We start from the raw sequence: 17,636 nt of genomic DNA, 5'->3' as shown, positions 1-17,636 counted from the left end.
ACGGACAGGGCGCCCACGCGTGCTACCCCACCGTCGGCCGATGGGGACAGTTCAGAGGCTGTCCTCCAACGATTTCCGTACGGGTACTTCGGTTTCCCGCGCCGGTTTCACATCCGCCCGGTGATCTTGGTCGGGGTGATCCGGACCGCCACGCGGGGACCGTCGTTCGCGGCGTCCGGATTGAAATCGGCGTAGTCCTTGCCGGTGTACTTGCGTGAAATCTGATTCCCGATGAGCAATTCCGGGTCGGGGACCAGTGTGGCGGTACCTTTGACCTCGGCGTAGACGTACGGATTGTCCGGCGGTGTGATCAGGACCGAGATCCGCGGGTCGCGGGCGAGGTTTTTGCCCTGAACCCGGTCGGTGGTGGTCGAGTACAGCAGTTCCTCGCCGTCACGGTCGAGCCAGGTGACCGTCAGGTGCGGATGCCCGTCCCGGCCGATAGTGGCCACGGTGGCGAACAACCGGTTCTCGTCGATGTACTTCTTCAGGGTGTCGGACAGCAAGATCGCGCTCATGATCACCAGCAACCGATCGTGCCGCGGGTTCATTCCGCTCAGCCGGGCGGGGCCGCTTCCAGTTGCGCTGCCAGCAGAGCCATCAGACCCGACTCCTGGGTTTGCGCGCTGATCATCTCGCGCGCGACCTGTTTCACGACGCCCCCGGTGAGCATCGCGTCGGCCACCCGGGCCATCGCGATCCCCCCTTGGTGGTGACTGTCCATGAGTTTCAGGAAGAGCACTGCGGCGTCTCGGCCGCGGGCCGCGGACAGGGCATCGAGTTGTTCCTGGGTGGCCATTCCGGGCATCGTCGCGGAAGTCTCGGGATGGGAATCGTGGGCGGCGTGGCCGCCGCGGGATCGTTCGGGCATCCAGCCCATCGGGTCCGGGTTGGCCGGTGGGGCGCCGACCAGCCGTAACCAGCCCAGCAGCGTACCGATCTCGGCCCGCTGGGTGTCGTCGATCTGCTGGGCAAGCTGCCGGACGACCGGCGGGGCACCGGGGTCGAGCCGCTGCACCATGATCAATGCCTGATTGTGGTGGGTCGCCATATCCTGAACGAACCCCAATTCGACAGCCGACAGTATTTCCGGGGGTGCCGGATCGTCGGTGAACAGCGGGCGTATCGCCGCGCCGAGCACCACGAACAGCACGGCCGCAACGGTATACGCGGCACCTTCCCGCAGGCTCTTCCCTATCGGCACCGGGACCGCCCACCGGTGCGTCCGGCCGCCGGGCCCGGCAGTACCGGATACCGGCCTCGGGTCGACTGCACCATTCACTACCTCCTGCACGGATCCCGCCGGTACCTGATACCCCGGCATGCTGGGGATTATGGTCGGCGTGTCCGGGGCGCGCGGCTATACCCGTGATCCGGCAGCGCGGAGATCGGCCGAATCGTCTCCACCTCGAGGTGAAACACGTTACAGTCTGCGGCACGCAGGCGGCCCGGCACACCCGTTGCCACCAGCGCTCGAGGGCTGCGGCGAGCCCGCGTGCGCACCGTGGCCGATGGCGTCAGGAGGACGATGATGCCCGACGAGATAGACCCCACCGAACATATGCGGCTCACCACGAGCGAACGCGATCTCGACACCCTCTCCGGACAGCTCACCGGCTGGTTGCAGGCGCGGGTGGGGGCCGACGAACCACCGGTGATCACCTCGCTGAGCCGGCCGCAGTCCGGTGGGTTGTCCAGCGCGTCGGTGCTGTTCGACGCGCAGTGGAAGACCGCCGGTGCGCCGCGGCAGGGTTCATACGTCGCGCGAATGGTGCCGGAGGCGGGCGCTTTCCCGGTATTCCGGGATTACGACCTGCCGTTGCAGTACCGGATCCTCACCGAGATCGCCGACCATACCGATGTACCGGTACCGCGGCTGCGCTGGCTGGAAACCGACAGCGACGTATGCGGTGCGCCGTTCTTCGTGATGGACCGCGTGGAGGGGCGGATCCCCGGCGACAACCCGCCGTACGTGTTCGCGGGCTGGTTGTACGACGCGACGGTCGCCGAACGGACCGAACTGTCCCGCAACACCGTCGATATTCTCGCCCGGATCCACGCGATCACCGAACCCGGACGCCGCTTTCCGGAACTGGACGGACCCAGATCCGCACTGCGCCGTCATCTCGCCGCCCAGCGGGACTGGTACCAGTGGGCGCTGGTGGACGACGGCTTCGAGATCCCGTTGATCGAGCGGGCTTTCGACTGGCTCGAACGCAATTTCCCCGACGACCCCGGCCCGGATGTCCTGAGCTGGGGCGATGCGCGGCCCGGGAATATCATCTACGAGGGCTGCATGCCCATCGCGGTCCTGGACTGGGAGATGGCCGCGCTGGGCCCGCGCGAACTGGACCTGGCCTGGATGATCTTCCTGCACCGCTTCTTCCAGGACATCGCCACCGGCTTCGATATGCCCGGGCTGCCCGATTTCCTGCGCCGCGACGCGGTGGTCGCGCAGTACGAGCAGTTCAGCGGGCATACCGTGCGAAACCTGGATTTCCACCTGACCTATGCGGCGCTCCGGCACGCGATCGTGATGGCCCGGATCAAACGCCGCATGATCCATATGGGTGAGGACACCGCCCCGGCCGAACTCGACGACTACATCATGCACCGGGCCACCCTGGAAGCCATGCTCGACGGCACCTACGGATGGGACTGATATGAGCGAGACCACCGCGCACACACCGGCTTCGGCGCCGGGACCGCTGGACGAATACCCGATCCACCAGACCCCGCTGCCGATCAACCGGGCGGCCACCAGCGACCGTAATTTCTACGACCGCAGCTATCTCAACGCGCACAACCGCGACGGCGCGATCATGCTGGTCACCGGGTTCGGCCTGTACCCGAATCTCGGTGTCACCGACGCCTATGCGGCCCTGCGGCGCGGTGACGAGATCACCGCCGTGCGCTTCTCCGACGCGCTGACCGATCGCAGCCTCGATATGACGGTGGGCGGATACCGGATCGAAGTGGTGGAACCGCTGCGCCGGATCCGGGTGGTCTGCGACCACGACGAACTCGGCCTGGACCTCACCTGGACGGGTTCGTTCCCGGCGGTGCAGGAGCAACCGCACGTCATGCTCGCCGGGAACCGGCCGACGCTGGACGCCTCGCGTTTCGCGCAGGTCGGCTCCTGGTCGGGCACGATCTCGGTCGGCGGCGAGGATATCGCGGTCGATCCGGACTCGTGGATGGGTACGCGGGACCGGTCGTGGGGTATCCGCCCGGTCGGCGAGGCCGAACCGCCGGGCCGGGCCGCGGCCGAGGGTGCGGGCGGATTCTGGTGGCTGTATGTACCGCTGCGGTTCGACGATTTCGCGGTGGTGGTGATCATCCAGGAGAACCCGGACGGCTACCGCACCCTCAACGACGCGGTCCGGGTGTTCCCGGACGGTTCGGTCGAACAGCTGGGCTGGCCGCGGATCACCATCGACTACCGGTCCGGAACCCGCCATCCGGAGGCGGCGAGCCTGGAACTGCGCACGTCCGACGGGCAACCGCTGACCATCGATATCCGCACCGTCACCGGAATACCGCTGCATATCGGCTGCGGCTACGGCGGCGACCCGGACTGGCTGCACGGCCAGTGGAAAGGTCGCGACTGGTCGTCGGCGAGCCGGTACGATCTCACCGACCCGGCGATCGCCGGGCGCATGCCCTGGGGTGTGACCGACCATATCGCCCACGCCCGCTGCGGCGACGCCGAAGGGTGGGGACTGTTCGAGCACGCCAGCATCGGCCGCCACGATCCCACCGGATTCGCGGATCTGCTGTCGGTGGCGCCCTGAGACTCCAGCGTTCGAGGAGCAATGGGAGTCGGGCGGCCTGAGGACACACACGCCCATCCCACAGGAGGATTCCATGCACATCGGTCTCGGTCTTCCCATTGCCGATCCCGTCACGCTGCCCGAATGGGCCCGCCGCGCCGACTCCGCCGGGTTCTCGACACTCGGCCTGCTGGACCGCCTGGTCTATGACAACCCGGAACCGCTGGTCACCCTGGCGATGCTCGCCGGGGTGACCGACCGCATCCGCCTGCAGACCGAAGTGCTGATCGCACCTCTGCGTGAACCGGCGCTACTGGCCAAGCAGGCCGCCACCCTGGACCGCATGTACGGCGGGCGCTTCGCGCTCGGCCTCGGCGTCGGGGGCCGCGACGACGACCACGAGGCCACCGGCACCGATATCCGCACCCGCGGCCGCCGCCTCGACGAACAGCTCGCGGTCATGCGCCGCCTGTGGTCCGGCGAGCCGTTCAGCGGGACATGCGGCCCCATCGGCCCCGCCGCCACCCGACCCGAGGGTCCTGAACTGCTCTTCGGGGGTTTCCAGCCCACCGCCATCGACCGCGTCGGTCGCTGGGGCGGCGGTTTCCTCGCTGCCGCCGCCCCCTCCTGGGCCGACACTCTCTTCGACCTCGCCCGACGCTCCTGGACCGACCATGGCCGCTCCGGCGCACCGCGCATCGTCGCCCAGCTCAACGCCGTTCTCGGCCCCCAGACCCTGATCGACCAGGCCCACACCGCCATCCTCGACTACTACGAGTTCAGCGGACGCGCCGACTACATGGCCGCCGGCCTGCTCAGCACCCCCGACCAGATCCGTTCCAGCATCGAACAATTCGACGACCTCGGGGCCGACGAGGTCATCCTGTACTGCTATGGCACCGACCCCGATCAGATCGACCGCTTCGCCGACGCCGTGCTCTGAGCACCACCGGCTGCCCCCAGCAGATTGCCTGTCCCGGTCGTCTTCCGGTTCGCCACAACGAATGTCCCGCTCAGGCCACTGCGGTAGCCGCGATCACCACGCCGGATATCACTCGCCGCGGCACGATCAGGGCACCGGTCCCGGCCAGTAGCGCCGCGGCCTCGGCCACGCCCGGTATCCCGAGCGCCGCTGCCACCCGGTCGGACGGGTTCGGCACCCGTACCCTGGCGAGTTGACCGGCGGTAAAACTGTGTAGCGGTACCTCCAGAATCGCGGCGGCTCGGCGCAATCCCGGCTCTTCGGCACGCCGGTCGATGGTCGCCAAGCAGGTGATCCGCGCGCCTGGTAGCGCCTCGGCCAGCGCCGCCAGGATATGGTCCGGCAGCAGATCAGGGCGCAGACCGAGCCCGACAGCGAGACCGGCCGGCAGGGGCTGGACGGAGTCCGGAGAGGTCACGGGACGGGCGCGGCGGTACCCGCCCGGCGGTGCAGCCGGGCAGCGATAACGAAACGCTGTACCGCGGCCGGGTTCCCCGCTGGATGGGTGTGCAGGTAGGAGGCGTGCACCTGGTGCACGAGCGCTCCTTCACGAGTCTGCCCCTGGCTCGTACGCCACCCCCACGCCGGCGGGCGGCTGCCGGTGGTGACGAGGCGGGTCCGGTGGAATTCGTGGCCGAACACCCGTTCTCCAGCTCGCCACAGCGGGGAATCGGCGAGCGCGACCGCTTCCCGGTAGCCCAGAGTCAGTCGCGGACCGAACTCGGCTACGGCGTCGAGCACACCGGCCATCGGATGGCCGTCCAGCGACTCGGTGAGATACAGGAGACCGGCACATTCGGCGTGCACCGGCAGGCCCTGACGCGCTTGCGCGGCCACCGCGGACCGCAGCACAGTGTTCGCGGCCAGAGCTTCCGCGTGCTCCTCGGGGAATCCACCCGGCAGCACCAGCCCGGCAGTACCGGTGGGCAGCGGATCGTGCACTGGATCGAATACCACGACCTCGGCGCCGGCCGCGGTCAGCAGTTCCCGGTGCTCGGCGTAACCGAAGGTGAAAGCGGGTCCACCAGCTATCGCGATCACCGGATTCGGAGCACTCGGGACGGGTTCGTCCGCCACCGTCTCCCCGGCCGCGTCCCATACGATGCCCGGCCCCGGCGCCGCGGCCAGGGCGGCGACGGCGGGGAGGTCGATATGGCGGGCGACCAGGTCGGTCATGGCATCGACCGCACGCATCGCCGCACTACCGTGTTCCACCGCCGGAATCAGGCCGAGGTGCCGGGACGGAACCTCGAGTTCGGCCAGCCGCGGCAGGGCGCCCAGGACGGGAAGCCCGACCCGGTCACAGGCGGCGCGCAGCACCTGTTCGTGACGCTCGCTACCGACGCGGTTCAGGATGACACCGCCCAGCCGGATTCCGGCATCGAACGTGGCGAACCCGTGCAGCAGCGCGGCCAGACTCTGGCTGTGCCCACGCGTGTCGACGACCAGGATCACGGGCAGACCGAGCAGGCTCGCGACCTGGGCGGTGGATCCCTCGGCGACCGGATCGGTGGATCGGTCATCGATCCGTCCGTCGAACAGGCCCATCACCCCTTCGACGACCGCGAGGTCACAGTCACGGGAGCCGTGACGGTACAGGGGCGCGATCCGGTCCCGGCCGACCAATACCGGGTCGAGATTGCGGCCGGGCCGGCCGGCAGCCAAACCGTGATAGCCCGGATCGATATAGTCCGGTCCTACCTTGAAGGGTGCGACCTCGTGCCCGGCTCGGCTCAGGGCGCCGATCAGCCCGGTCGCCACGGTTGTCTTACCGCTGCCCGAGGCCGGTGCGGCCAGCACGACCCCGGCGGCACCGGAGTTCATCGCGGTGCGCCCGCGCCGGACGGCCGCACCGGCACCGGACGGCTGCCGACCTGCCTCACCATTCGATACCTCGCTGGCCCTTGCGTCCGGCGTCCATCGGGTGGCGCACCTTGGTCATCTCGGTGACCAGGTCGGCGGATTCGATCAACGCCGCCGGGGCGTCCCGCCCGGTGATCACGACATGCTGATTCCCGGGCCGCTGCCGCAGGGTTTCGACCACCTCGTCCACCTCGACCCAGCCCCACTTCAGCGGATAGGTGAATTCGTCGAGCACATAGAACCGGTGCTCCTCGGCCTGTAACCGGCGGGCGATCTCCCGCCACCCGGCCAGCGCGGCGGCGGCGTGATCGGTTTCGGTGCCGGCTTTGCGGCTCCAGGACCAGCCTTCTCCCATTTTGTGCCACTGAACCGGTGCGCCCGAACCGGTTTCCTCGTGCAACCGGCCCAGCTCGCGAAAGACCGCTTCCTCGCCGACCTTCCATTTCGCGCTCTTCACGAACTGGAAGACCGCGAGATCGAAACCCTGGTTCCAGGCCCGCAACGCCATCCCGAACGCCGCCGTGGATTTGCCCTTACCCGGACCCGTGTGGACGGCGAGAACCGGCTGATTGCGCCGCTGACGTGTGGTGAGCCCGTCGTCGGGCACGGTCTCCGGCACCCCTTTGGGCATGGAATCTCCTCGGTTTCATCGGGTTTCGCAGACGATCGACGGCGACGGGTCACGCCGCCCGGGTTTTCGCCCCGGAAGAGCCGGTGCGGACCGCATCGGCCACCGCCGAACCGGTCAACTCGGTGAGCCGGACAACCGTGCCGCGCAGTACCGCGGCGAGCTCGGCCGCCAGGCCGAGACGGATCATGCCGCGTTCGCAGTCGACGACGATCGAGGTGACACCGTCACGGGCCAGCCTGTCCGCGCCAGCCCGGGCCCGCGCGACAGGGTCGGTACCGCCGGTGGCGCGCCCGTCGGTGAGCAACACCAGCATCGGACGGCGCCGGGGATCGCGTACCCGCTCGCGGCGCACCACCTCGCGGGCTTTCTCCAGCCCCGCGGCGAGCGGGGTCTTGCCGCCGGTGCGCAGCCCACTGAGCCGGCGGACCGCGATATCGGTCGACGAGGTCGGCGGCAGCACCAGTTCGGCCTCGCTGCCGCGTACAGAGATCACCGCGACCTTGTCCCGCCGCTGGTAGGCATCACGCAACAGGGTGACCACAGCGCCCGTCACCGCCGCCAGCCGATCGCGGGCGGCCATGGAACCGGACGTATCGACCACGAACACCACCAGATTGCCTTCGCGCCCTTCCCGGTACGCGCCCCGCAGGTCCGGTGCGGCCAGCCGCAGCGGTCCGGTGCGGCGGCCGCGGGCCCACTGCCGCGGTACCGCGGCCTGCAGGGTGCCGAGCAGGTGGAGGCCACCGGTGAGGTCGGCGGTCGCGTTGACCACGCGGCCCTGCCTGGTCCGGGCGCGGGAGCGGCGGCCGGGGGCACCTTCACCCAGGCCCGCGACCTCCCAGCGCGGCGGACGCACCGGCGCCGCGGCCGGCGCGGAGGTCTGCCCGGTCCCTGATGGACCGCCGGAGTTCCCGGTGCGCTCGCCGGATTCGTCCTCCGGTCGCCCCGCTCCGCCACCGGGACCGTCGGGGTCGTCGTCCGGCGGCTGGGTTCCGTCGCCGGTATCCGGTCCGCCGTGCTGTTCGTCCGCCGGGGAATCGTCGTGATCGGCGGTCTGCTCGGCGCCGCCGTCCCCGGCCTGCTCGGCAGCGTCGCGCATCGCTTCGTCCAGCTGTTCGGGCGTGATCCCCGGTTCGTCGAAGGGGTCCCGGCGGCGGCGATGCGGCAGTGCCAGCTCGGCCGCGATCCGCACATCGTCGGCGGTCACCGCGTCCCGCCCGCACCAGGCGGCATGGGCGGTGGCCGTCCGGGCGACCACCAGATCCGCGCGCATACCGTCCACATCGAAGGACGCGCAGAGGGCCGCGATCCGGCGCAGCTCCACATCGTCGAGTGCGGTCCCGGGCAGCCGGTCCCTGGCGATGAGGATCCGGTCGGCGATCTCGGCGTCGGCCGAGGCGTAGGCGGCCGCGAAATCCGCGGGGCCGGCCTCGTAGTCCAGGCGGCGCCGCACCACGGCCATCCGCACATCCACATCGCGGGAGGCGGCCACATCCACGGTCAGACCGAAGCGGTCGAGCAACTGGGGTCGCAGCTCCCCCTCTTCCGGGTTCATGGTCCCGACCAGGACGAAGCGCGCCGGATGGGAATGCGAGACACCGTCGCGTTCGATATGGACCCGGCCCATCGCCGCGGCGTCCAGTAGCACATCGACCAGATGGTCGTGCAGCAGATTGACCTCGTCCACATACAGCACGCCGTGATGGGCGGCGGCGAGCAGACCGGGCCGGAATGCCTGTTCGCCGTCGCGCAGGACCCGTTCCAGATCGAGCGAGCCGATCACCCGGTCCTCGGTGGCACCGACCGGAAGCTCCACCAGCCGGGCCGGCCGGGCACCCGATTCGTCCGTCACCGGCGGGAGCAGCCGCGCCAGCGCGCGCACCACGGTCGATTTCGCGGTGCCTTTCTCGCCGCGCACCAGTACACCACCGATACCCGGGTGGACGGCGCACAGGATCAACGCGAGCTGCAGTTGTTCCTGACCGATCACCGCGGAGAACGGGAAGCCGGCCTCACCGTCCCCTCCGGAGGGGGCGAGGGTGCGAGGCCTGGCGATTTCGGTATAGGACACGGCCCCACTCTAAGACGTGGCGCTCACCGTCCCGGCTGCCCCTACCCGCCCACCGGAGGAACCGCTATCCGCGGCGCATGGGTACGTGCGCGACACCGTCCTCGATGAACTCGTCTCCGGCGACCTCGAACCCGTGCTTGGTGTACAGGTCGATCAGGTAGGTCTGCGCGTTCAACCGGACCGTATGCGAGCCGGTCTCGGCGAGCGCCGCCTGCAGCAGCCGGGTGGTGTACCCGTGCCCGCGGGCCTCGACGGCCGTGCACAGACGTCCGATGCGGAACGATTTCACCCCGTCCTCGTGCTCCTCGAGCAGCCGCAGCGTGGCAATGACCTCACCCTCGTCATCGAGCCACAGGTGCCGGGTCTCCGGCAGCAGATCCTGGCCGTCGAGCTCCGGGTACGCGCATTTCTGCTCGACAACGAACACTTCGACACGCAGCTTCAGCAGCTCGTACAGGGTCGGGGTGTCGAGATCCTGCGCCCATGACCGTCGGAGTGCAACCGTAGACATCATCGCGCCTTGCTATCACACCTCGGCGCGAGATGCACGCGAATGCCCGTAGCTGGTCGCAGGTGGTATGGGCAGCCGGGAGCGGCCCACGGGGACCGAGTCCCCGTGGGCCGCACTGCTCTCGGTCAGGCGCCGGTGGGCACCGCGGCGCGCGCGTCGGAACCGGTGAGCTGCAAGGCTTTTCCGGTCCAGTCCCAGACCTCGGCGAACAGCCCCTGGTTCTCCGACAGTTTCACCCCCAGCGAGGGGACCATTTCCTTCAACTTGGGTGTCCAGGCCGCGTACTCGGTCGGGAAACACCGTTCGAGCACATCGAGCATCGCGGTCACACAGGTGGAGGCGCCCGGCGACGCACCCAGCAGACCGGCGATCGACCCGTCCTCCGCGGCGATAACGGCCGTACCCAGTTCCAGCACCCCCCCGGCACCCTTGCGCCGGATCACCTGCACCCGCTGCCCGGCCGTGATGAGCTCCCAGTCGGTGCTCTCGGCCCGCGGGATGAACTCCTCCATCGTGTACACCCGGCCGGTCTGCGATTTCATCAGCTCGGTTACCAGGTATTTGACGAGACCCAGTTCGGTGACGCCGACGCCGAGCATCGGGGCCAGGTTGCCGGGCTTGATCGATTTGAACAGGTCGGCGTTGCTGCCGTCCTTGAGGAACTTCGGGGTCCAGCCGGCGTAGGGCCCGAACAGCAGCCCCGGCTTGCCCCTGATGACCCGGGTGTCCAGATGCGGCACCGACATCGGCGGCGCGCCGACAGCTGCCTTGCCGTACACCTTGGCCTCGTGCTTACCGACCAGCTCGGGGTTCGTACAGCGCAGGAACTGTCCCGAGACCGGGAACCCGGCGAAACCGCGGATCTCCTTGATCCCGGATTTCTGCAGCAGCGGCAGGGCGCCACCGCCGGCACCGACGAATACGAACTTGCTGATCAGGGTCCGGGTACGCCCGGTCCGGGTATTGCGCACCGTGACCCGCCAGCTGCCGTCACGCTGTTTGCTCAGGTTGCGGACCTCGTTGCCGAACCCGATCTCGCCCCCGGAGGCACCGATATAGGCGAGCAGTTCTTTGGTGAGCGAACCGAAATCGATATCGGTGCCGCCGTCGGTCCAGTTGAGGGCGATGGGGTCGGAGAAATCGCGGCCCCGGGCCATCAGCGGCAGCCGCCGGGCGAACTCGTCGGGGTCGTCGATGTACTGCATCCCGGCGAACAGCGGGTGGCGGGCCAGCGCCTCATAGCGTTTGCGCAGGTACTCCACATCGTCGGCGCCGTGGACGAAGCTCACGTGCGGGATGGGATTGATGAAGCGGGACGGGTCGCCGATGATCCCGTTCTCGACACCGTAGGCCCAGAACTGGCGCGACACCTGGAAACGCTCGTTGATATCGACGGCCTTGCCGATATCGACCGACCCGTCCGGCTTCTGCGGGCTGTAGTTGAGTTCACACAGCGCCGAATGGCCGGTACCGGCGTTGTTCCACGGATCGCTGCTCTCGGCCGCCGCGGCGTCCAGCCGTTCGAACACCGAGATCGACCAGTCCGGCTGCAGCTGGCGCAGTAGCGCGCCGAGGGTGGCGCTCATGATGCCGGCACCGATGAGGACTACATCGGTCTTTTCAGTCTGGGCAGCGTTCGGCACGGGTGTTCGACTTCCTTGTCCTGGTGCGCGGGGCACACATTCCGACCGGGATGTGGTCCGCTGGGGCACGGGTGCATATCCAGTTGTGTACGGGTGGCGATGAGCCCCTCGGGCTCGGCCGAATGTAGGTTACCCGTCGTTCACTACTGCCAATTGTGCACCTCGGCACGCCCGGAATCCGCAGCCAGGGCGGCGATTGTGACGTAGATTCCTCCCCCTCGGCGCCACCGGAGCCGCCCCTCGGCACCCGATATCACCTAGATTGGAGGCCGTGACGAACGAATTCCCGGCCGGTACCAGCGCACTGGGCGGGACCGGTACCTGGCAGCCCGACGTGCTCGGCGACGGCTACGAATATCGCACTCTGGAACTGGGCAGCGACCCCGACGGCGAGGCCGATATCGTCGCCACCCTCGTCCGGCATCTGCCCGATCCCACCGTCACCGCCACGGCCGGCGCGGTTCTCTATCTGCACGGTTTCACCGACTATTTCTTCCAACGGCACGTCGCCGAACATCTGACCGCTCGCGGGCACCGGTTCTACGCACTGGACCTCCGCAAATGCGGCCGGTCGCTGCGGCCGGGACAGACTCCGCATTTCATCGGCGATCTGGCCCTATACGACCGGGAGCTGAACGAATCACTGCGGATCATCGCCGCCGAAACCGGCGCACCGGTGCTCGTGATGGGTCATTCGACCGGCGGACTGGTGGCGCCGTTATGGCTCGACCGGCTCGAGCGCAGCGGCGGCGGTGCGACGGCCGGTGTGTCCGGTCTGGTCCTGAACAGCCCGTGGTTCGATCTCCAGGGACCGGCCTTTTTCCGCACCGTCGGGACCCAGCTCATCAACACCGTCGGCAGGATCCGGGCCATGTCGACCCTGCCCCTGAGCAAATCCAGCGCCTACGGTGACAGCCTGCACAGCAGCCTGTCCGGGGAGTGGGACTACGACCTGGACTGGAAACCCCGGGACGGTTTCCCGGTGCGGGCCGGCTGGTTGCGGGCGATCCGGATGGGGCAGGCGCGGCTGCACCGCGGCCTGGACATCGGCGTACCCGCGCTGCTGTTGCGCTCGAAACTCACCAAATTCGCCCGCGAGTACGGCCCAGCGGTCGATGTGGCCGACGCGGTGCTCGATGTCGCGCAGATCCAGCGCTGGTCGGGCTGCCTCGGCGACCGCACCACCATCGTCCCGATCGACGGCGCCCGCCACGATGTGTTCCTATCGGCCGAGGCGCCACGCACAGAAGCATTCCAGGAACTGGACAGCTGGCTGGACTGGCTGGCGGATTACCAGCCGACGACGCGCTGAGCTCACCACATACTGGTTCGGAGCACGATCTCGGTGGCGAACTCCTGGTCCGCTTCCGCGGCCACATTCCCGACGTCGAGGTCCACCACCCGGAACTCGCCGTACACATGACGACCGGAGGTATCGGCGACGGACCGGGGCATGCTCTTGGTCACCAGGACGGTGGTCGGCAGTTCCACCGCGGGGCATCCCGAATCCAGTACCGCACCGGTCCCGTCCGGAACCGCGGGATGCCCACGATCAGCGACGATCAGGCTGACGAACCGCCCGAACCCCTTCGCGCACACCTGCCACGCCACACTGGCACCGGCACCGCGCCCGGCGACATTTGCCCAGGGCACACCGAGATCATCCAGCGCCGCGTACACCGCCGTGAGATCGAGACCCTCGGTCTTCTCGAACACGATGGTCCGCAGATCGGAACTGTGCAGCCGCGCGCACACACGGTCGTAGACATCCGGCGGATCGCCGGAATCGGGCAGCAGCAGAACACAGTGCTGGGTCACCGGACCGTCCACCCGCACCGACCAGCCTTGCTCGCCGACCTCGATGCGCCGAGATTCCATGCCGGTTGACGCTACACCGCGGACCGGAACCTTTGGGTCACTGCCCGGGAACAGCGCAGCGGTCGCCCGGTCTCGCGGCGGTCTCGGGCGATCGCTGCCGGGATGGTTCAGCCGATCCCGGACAACGCCCCCAAGGTCGAGCGGACGGTCGGCAAGCCGGCCGGAACGCCCTCGGCCAGGAGTCGCTCCAGCCGGGAGAATTCGAGATTCTCGGCAACGAGATCGGCCAGCAGATCGAGCTGGGCTGCACGGACGGCCGCCACCCGGGTGCCGGGAGCGACGGTGAAACCGGTACGTCCGGCGGCCCGGGCGACCTGACCGAGCCAGGCTCGCCGGAATTCGTCGGCTTCGAGGAGGCCGTGCAGATGAGTGCCCCACACAGCACCACGGACACTTCCTTCGGCGACCGACTCGGCCGGTTCCTCGCCCGGACCGTCCGTCCCGCAGGGTGTATCGCCCGGTCCGCCGGCGATATCGACCCCGGCCCCGGGCGCGGCCCGTCCGGTGATGTGCAGCCACGGCGTCTCGGCGGTTCGCCGGACCCGGCCGTGATGGATCTCATAGCCGGTCGCACCGATCCCCGCCGTGCCCGCGAACTCCACGCCCGGTCGCGCCGGCGCGCCCACCGCCGCCGTCCGGCACAGAATTTTCCGCGTGGCGAACTCGACATCCATATCCAGCAGACCCAGTCCGTCGATCTCTCCCGCCCGGGATTCCACCGGATCCACGATCCGGCGCCCGAGCATCTGGTAGCCGCCACAGATCCCCAGTACCGGCCGGCCCACGGCCGCCCGGCGGCTCAGCGCTTCCGCGATACCGGTGCGCCGCAACCAGTTCAGATCGTCGACGGTGGCCTTGCTGCCGGGCACGACCACCAGGTCGGCGTCCACCAGCTGCGACGGGTCACTCACCCAGCGCACCGCGACACCGGGTTCGCAGGCGAGTGCTTCCACATCCGTCGAGTTGGAGATCCGGGGCAACCGGACCGCGGCCACGGTGAGCCATTCGCTGCCCACCGGCGGGGCGGGGCGGCCGACCGCGGCTCCGGCGACGGTACCGAGCGAATCCTCGGCATCGAGCCAGAGATCGTCCCGGAACGGGAGCACACCGAAGGTCGGGCGCCCGGTCAGGGCCGCCAGCTGATCCAGGCCGGGACGCAACAGCCCGATATCACCGCGGAACTTGTTGATCACGAATCCGGCGATCAGCCGCTGATCTTCGGGTTCCAGGACGGCCAGGGTGCCGAAGAGGTGCGCCAGCACCCCGCCGCGGTCGATATCACCGATCACCAGCACCGGCAGATCGGCCGCCCGCGCCAGACCCATATTGGCCAGATCGGTCGCCCGCAGGTTGATCTCGGCGGGCGACCCCGCGCCCTCGCAGATCACCACGTCGAATTCGGCGCGCAACGCCGCGAGGTCGGCCGCCACCACCTCGCGCAGCCGGGCGCGGTGGGTCATATAGTCGGCGGCGCCCACCGTATCGGTGACCCGGCCGCGCACCACGAGTTGCGAACGCCGGTCGCTACCGGGCTTCAGCAGGATCGGGTTGAACCGGATACTCGGTTCGAGGCCGCAGGCCTGCGCCTGCAACGCCTGAGCCCGGCCGATCTCCCCACCGTCCAGGGTGACGACCGAATTATTGGACATATTCTGCGCCTTGAACGGCGCCACCCGGACCCCACGCCGGGCCAGCATCCGGCAGATCCCGGCCACCAGCACACTCTTACCCGCGTCGGAGGTGGTGCCGGCGACCAGCAGCGCCCCGCCGGGCCCGCTCACGGCAGCGTGAGGATTTCGGTCCCGCTATCGGTGACGACCAGGGTGTGCTCGAACTGCGCCGTCCACTTCCGGTCCTTGGTGACCACGGTCCAGCCGTCGTCCCAGATCTCGTAATCGATCCCGCCCAGGTTGATCATCGGTTCGATGGTGAAGGTCATCCCCGGTTCGATCACGGCATCGACCGCGGGCTGATCGTAATGCAGGATCACCAGACCACTGTGGAAGGTGGGCCCGACCCCGTGACCGGTGAAATCGCGTACCACGCCGTAGCCGAAGCGGTTGGCGTAGGACTCGATCACCCGGCCGATGACATTGAGCGCGCGGCCGGGACGTACCGCCTTGATGGCCCGCATGGTGGCCTCCTCGGTACGTTCCACCAGCAATTTCACCTCTTCGTCGACATCGCCGGCGAGGAAGGTGGCGTTGGTATCGCCGTGCACACCGTGGATAAAGGCGGTGACGTCGATATTGACGATGTCACCGTCGGCGATCACGGTGCTGTCGGGAATCCCGTGGCAGATCACCTCATTGAGCGAGGTGCAGCACGATTTGGGGAAGCCCTTGTAGCCGAGAGTCGAAGGGTAGGCTCCGTGGTCGCACATGTACTCGTGCGCGATCCGGTCCAGTTCGTCGGTGGTGACGCCGGGCGCCACCGCCTTACCGGCCTCGGCCAGTGCCTGGGCCGCGATCTTCCCGGCGATCCGCATCTTCTCGATGGTCTCGGGGGTCTGTACCCAGGGCTCGGACCCTTCCCGGGCTGTTTTCTTCCACACGTACTCCGGGCGTTCGATGGCACGAGGAACCTCACGGATCGGGGTGGGGGTTCCGGGGAGCAGCGGCTGGCGGGTACGCACGGACATGGTTTCAGACTAGTCGGCCCAGGCCGGCGGTTCGCCGGGAACACTTCCCCGCGCGGACCCGGGCCATGCGGGACGGGCCGCTCAGCGTCCCCGGCCGCCGGTACGGACCTCGAAGGCGACCCGGTCACCGCGGTAGAGCGCGGCGACTCGTTCGATCGGCCGGCCGGCCGTATCCATACCGCGGCGTACCACCCGGAACAACGGAACAGCGGGGCGGCATCTGAGCAGTCCGGCCTCCCGCGGCGCGGCGAGCACGGTTTCGATCCGTTCGGTAGCTCCCGCGTACTCCACACCGGATTCGCCGATCGTCGCGGTGAGCGAGCCGAGCGGATCGAAACCCGCGCGCAGCCAACCGAAACGGTCCAGCGATAAATCGATACGTTCCAGCGCGATCGGATCACCATCGGCGAAGAGCAGCCGTTCCAAGGTCATGATCGGGGTCTGCGGCGGCAATTCGAGGTCGCCCGCGACCTCGGCGTCGGCGACCCCGTCCTCCCAGGACAGGAGCCGGCGGACCACCCCGGCGGTGTCCTCACCGGCGCCCCCGGGCGCGAGCGGGCGAACGACCTTCGGCCGGGCCAGTACCGTTCCGCGGCCCTGCCGGCGGATGCGGCCCTCCACCGCGAGGTCGCGCAGGGCGTGCCGGACCGTTTCCCGGGCGACCCCGAACCGTCCCGCGAGTTCACGTTCGGCGGGGACCCGGTCGCCGGGGCGTAGCTCGTCGAGCATCGTATCGATTTCGGCGCGTACCCGAGTGACCTTCGACAGAGCCACAGCGGCCGGCGCCCGTACCTCCGTCCGGAGGTCTTCCCGCGCCGATACTGTGGCGACGCTGTTCAGCTGCGTCATGGCAGTAATACCTCCAATTGACCTGCACCACTGATCGTTAACCGAGGGTTCGCCACCGACTCACCGTTGGGTCTAGGCCATTCGACATTTCGTTGTGGCCCGGTAGCCCGCCGGGAGCGGGTTCGCATTCAGTGGGCTGAACGACCCACCGTCCGCGGCTCCCTGCTACTGCACCGGTAGCCGACGCCGGCCGCCGGCCACCTCGGCGATCAAATCCGTGTACCCGTCCACCAGTTCGGCCAGGTGATACCAGTGCCGATGAGTGCGATCACTGCGCACGCCGTCGGCCTCGATGGCCTGGTTCGCCGCGACCCAGCTGTGCGCCATCCGGTCGATCACCGCGCCCAGGCTTTCGGTGTGCAGCGAGGCTCCGTTGCGGTGCTGCGGCATCTTCCGAATGATCCAGCCGTTGATATCGTTCACGAGTTCGCCTCGGCGACCGTCGATTTCGGCTATCTCGACCAGGTCCAGCAGATGCGCCCGGCGCTTGTGGAGTTCGACGAGCGCGTACGCGAACCGTAGGAGCACCCGTTCCTGAATTCGCCGCCCCTGAAAAGCGCACAGCAATTGTGGCGCTGTCGGCAGGGCCCCGAGTGTGGGCGCACTCATCTGCACCCCGCGGACTCGTCCGACACCATCACACTCCGTACCAACATGATCGGCTCTCGATTCGGTTATCCCGGACATCGGATCGTTGTTCACAACAAGGTTAGCTGGATCATGCTCTTACAGATGCAAGAACACAATACTTCGGTACGCAATGTTGCGAACAGCGTCATGCGCAAGCCTAACGA

At 68.4% G+C, this 17,636-nt stretch carries 17 protein-coding genes; 4 read left to right on the top strand and 13 right to left on the bottom strand.

What is annotated here, in order from left to right; all coding sequences use genetic code 11:
- Positions 1 to 107: 107 nt before the first annotated feature.
- Both ABZ827_RS27605 and ABZ827_RS27600 read right to left on the bottom strand, forming a co-directional pair.
- Positions 108 to 551, bottom strand: coding sequence for a PPOX class F420-dependent oxidoreductase (locus tag ABZ827_RS27605; protein WP_357242627.1), 444 nt, complete (start codon positions 549 to 551; stop codon positions 108 to 110).
- Between the two features lie 5 nt (positions 552 to 556).
- Entirely contained in the window at positions 557 to 1,198 is a 642-nt protein-coding gene (locus ABZ827_RS27600; protein ID WP_357242756.1) for a DUF305 domain-containing protein, read from the bottom strand.
- A gap of 333 nt (positions 1,199 to 1,531) precedes the next feature.
- On the opposite strand from ABZ827_RS27600, the gene ABZ827_RS27595 reads away from it, so the two are divergent.
- The 3 genes from ABZ827_RS27595 to ABZ827_RS27585 all read left to right on the top strand — a co-directional run bounded on the left by ABZ827_RS27595 (position 1,532) and on the right by ABZ827_RS27585 (position 4,716).
- Complete coding sequence (locus ABZ827_RS27595; RefSeq protein WP_357242625.1) at positions 1,532 to 2,662, top strand: phosphotransferase family protein; 1,131 nt, start codon at positions 1,532 to 1,534, stop codon at positions 2,660 to 2,662.
- Position 2,663: 1 nt separating this feature from the next.
- Entirely contained in the window at positions 2,664 to 3,794 is a 1,131-nt protein-coding gene (locus ABZ827_RS27590) for a hypothetical protein (RefSeq protein WP_357242622.1), read from the top strand.
- A 73-nt stretch (positions 3,795 to 3,867) separates the two neighbouring features.
- A complete protein-coding gene (locus tag ABZ827_RS27585) occupies positions 3,868 to 4,716 on the top strand; it encodes an LLM class flavin-dependent oxidoreductase (protein ID WP_357242619.1) in 849 nt (282 codons plus the stop codon).
- 70 nt (positions 4,717 to 4,786) lie between these two features.
- Here ABZ827_RS27585 and ABZ827_RS27580 read toward each other — a convergent pair whose 3' ends face one another.
- The 6 genes from ABZ827_RS27580 to mqo all read right to left on the bottom strand — a co-directional run bounded on the left by ABZ827_RS27580 (position 4,787) and on the right by mqo (position 11,474).
- A complete protein-coding gene (locus tag ABZ827_RS27580; RefSeq protein ID WP_357242616.1) occupies positions 4,787 to 5,173 on the bottom strand; it encodes a cobalamin biosynthesis protein in 387 nt (128 codons plus the stop codon).
- Positions 5,170 to 6,579 (bottom strand): cobyrinate a,c-diamide synthase, encoded by a 1,410-nt coding sequence (locus ABZ827_RS27575; protein ID WP_357242613.1) that lies wholly within the window; start codon positions 6,577 to 6,579, stop codon positions 5,170 to 5,172. The genes ABZ827_RS27580 and ABZ827_RS27575 overlap by 4 nt, the downstream gene beginning before the upstream one ends.
- A gap of 55 nt (positions 6,580 to 6,634) precedes the next feature.
- Positions 6,635 to 7,249, bottom strand: coding sequence for a cob(I)yrinic acid a,c-diamide adenosyltransferase (cobO, locus tag ABZ827_RS27570; RefSeq protein WP_357242610.1), 615 nt, complete (start codon positions 7,247 to 7,249; stop codon positions 6,635 to 6,637).
- A 49-nt stretch (positions 7,250 to 7,298) separates the two neighbouring features.
- Complete coding sequence (locus tag ABZ827_RS27565) at positions 7,299 to 9,305, bottom strand: VWA domain-containing protein (protein ID WP_357242753.1); 2,007 nt, start codon at positions 9,303 to 9,305, stop codon at positions 7,299 to 7,301.
- Between the two features lie 79 nt (positions 9,306 to 9,384).
- Positions 9,385 to 9,834, bottom strand: a complete 450-nt coding sequence (locus tag ABZ827_RS27560) for a GNAT family N-acetyltransferase (protein WP_357242607.1) — start codon at positions 9,832 to 9,834, stop codon at positions 9,385 to 9,387.
- A 122-nt stretch (positions 9,835 to 9,956) separates the two neighbouring features.
- A complete protein-coding gene (gene mqo, locus ABZ827_RS27555) occupies positions 9,957 to 11,474 on the bottom strand; it encodes a malate dehydrogenase (quinone) (RefSeq protein ID WP_357242604.1) in 1,518 nt (505 codons plus the stop codon).
- Between the two features lie 271 nt (positions 11,475 to 11,745).
- Between mqo and ABZ827_RS27550 the strand changes: the two genes are divergently transcribed.
- Entirely contained in the window at positions 11,746 to 12,786 is a 1,041-nt protein-coding gene (locus ABZ827_RS27550) for an alpha/beta hydrolase (protein ID WP_357242601.1), read from the top strand.
- Positions 12,787 to 12,788: 2 nt separating this feature from the next.
- Here ABZ827_RS27550 and ABZ827_RS27545 read toward each other — a convergent pair whose 3' ends face one another.
- The 5 genes from ABZ827_RS27545 to ABZ827_RS27525 form a co-directional block, all read right to left on the bottom strand.
- Positions 12,789 to 13,352 (bottom strand): alpha/beta hydrolase, encoded by a 564-nt coding sequence (locus ABZ827_RS27545; protein WP_357242598.1) that lies wholly within the window; start codon positions 13,350 to 13,352, stop codon positions 12,789 to 12,791.
- Positions 13,353 to 13,459: 107 nt separating this feature from the next.
- A complete protein-coding gene (locus tag ABZ827_RS27540; protein WP_357242595.1) occupies positions 13,460 to 15,133 on the bottom strand; it encodes a cobyric acid synthase in 1,674 nt (557 codons plus the stop codon).
- Positions 15,130 to 15,993, bottom strand: coding sequence for a type I methionyl aminopeptidase (gene map, locus ABZ827_RS27535; protein ID WP_357242593.1), 864 nt, complete (start codon positions 15,991 to 15,993; stop codon positions 15,130 to 15,132). Before map ends, ABZ827_RS27540 begins: the two co-directional genes overlap by 4 nt.
- 81 nt (positions 15,994 to 16,074) lie before the next feature.
- Positions 16,075 to 16,842 carry a GntR family transcriptional regulator gene (locus tag ABZ827_RS27530; protein ID WP_357242590.1) on the bottom strand — a complete coding sequence of 256 codons (768 nt, stop codon included), beginning with the start codon at positions 16,840 to 16,842 and terminating at the stop codon, positions 16,075 to 16,077.
- Positions 16,843 to 17,007: 165 nt separating this feature from the next.
- On the bottom strand, positions 17,008 to 17,451 hold the full coding sequence (locus ABZ827_RS27525) for a DUF4254 domain-containing protein (RefSeq protein ID WP_357242587.1): 444 nt from the start codon (positions 17,449 to 17,451) through the stop codon (positions 17,008 to 17,010).
- Positions 17,452 to 17,636: the final 185 nt, after the last annotated feature.

It is taken from the genome of Nocardia sp. NPDC019395 (assembly GCF_040632335.1).
Taxonomy (GTDB): Bacteria; Actinomycetota; Actinomycetes; order Mycobacteriales; family Mycobacteriaceae; genus Nocardia.
This window is presented reverse-complemented; position numbering and strand designations above follow the sequence as displayed.

What these genes read in the sequence shown, in the direction of transcription:
- ABZ827_RS27605 (WP_357242627.1), bottom strand. Translation starts at nt 551, where the DNA reads ATGAACCCGCGGCACGATCGGTTGCTGGTGATCATGAGCGCGATCTTG.
- ABZ827_RS27595 (WP_357242625.1), top strand. Translation starts at nt 1,532, where the DNA reads ATGCCCGACGAGATAGACCCCACCGAACATATGCGGCTCACCACGAGC.
- ABZ827_RS27590 (WP_357242622.1), top strand. Translation starts at nt 2,664, where the DNA reads ATGAGCGAGACCACCGCGCACACACCGGCTTCGGCGCCGGGACCGCTG.
- ABZ827_RS27585 (WP_357242619.1), top strand. Translation starts at nt 3,868, where the DNA reads ATGCACATCGGTCTCGGTCTTCCCATTGCCGATCCCGTCACGCTGCCC.
- ABZ827_RS27575 (WP_357242613.1), bottom strand. Translation starts at nt 6,579, where the DNA reads ATGAACTCCGGTGCCGCCGGGGTCGTGCTGGCCGCACCGGCCTCGGGC.
- cobO (WP_357242610.1), bottom strand. Translation starts at nt 7,249, where the DNA reads ATGCCCAAAGGGGTGCCGGAGACCGTGCCCGACGACGGGCTCACCACA.
- ABZ827_RS27560 (WP_357242607.1), bottom strand. Translation starts at nt 9,834, where the DNA reads ATGATGTCTACGGTTGCACTCCGACGGTCATGGGCGCAGGATCTCGAC.
- ABZ827_RS27545 (WP_357242598.1), bottom strand. Translation starts at nt 13,352, where the DNA reads ATGGAATCTCGGCGCATCGAGGTCGGCGAGCAAGGCTGGTCGGTGCGG.
- map (WP_357242593.1), bottom strand. Translation starts at nt 15,993, where the DNA reads ATGTCCGTGCGTACCCGCCAGCCGCTGCTCCCCGGAACCCCCACCCCG.
- ABZ827_RS27530 (WP_357242590.1), bottom strand. Translation starts at nt 16,842, where the DNA reads ATGACGCAGCTGAACAGCGTCGCCACAGTATCGGCGCGGGAAGACCTC.
- ABZ827_RS27525 (WP_357242587.1), bottom strand. Translation starts at nt 17,451, where the DNA reads ATGAGTGCGCCCACACTCGGGGCCCTGCCGACAGCGCCACAATTGCTG.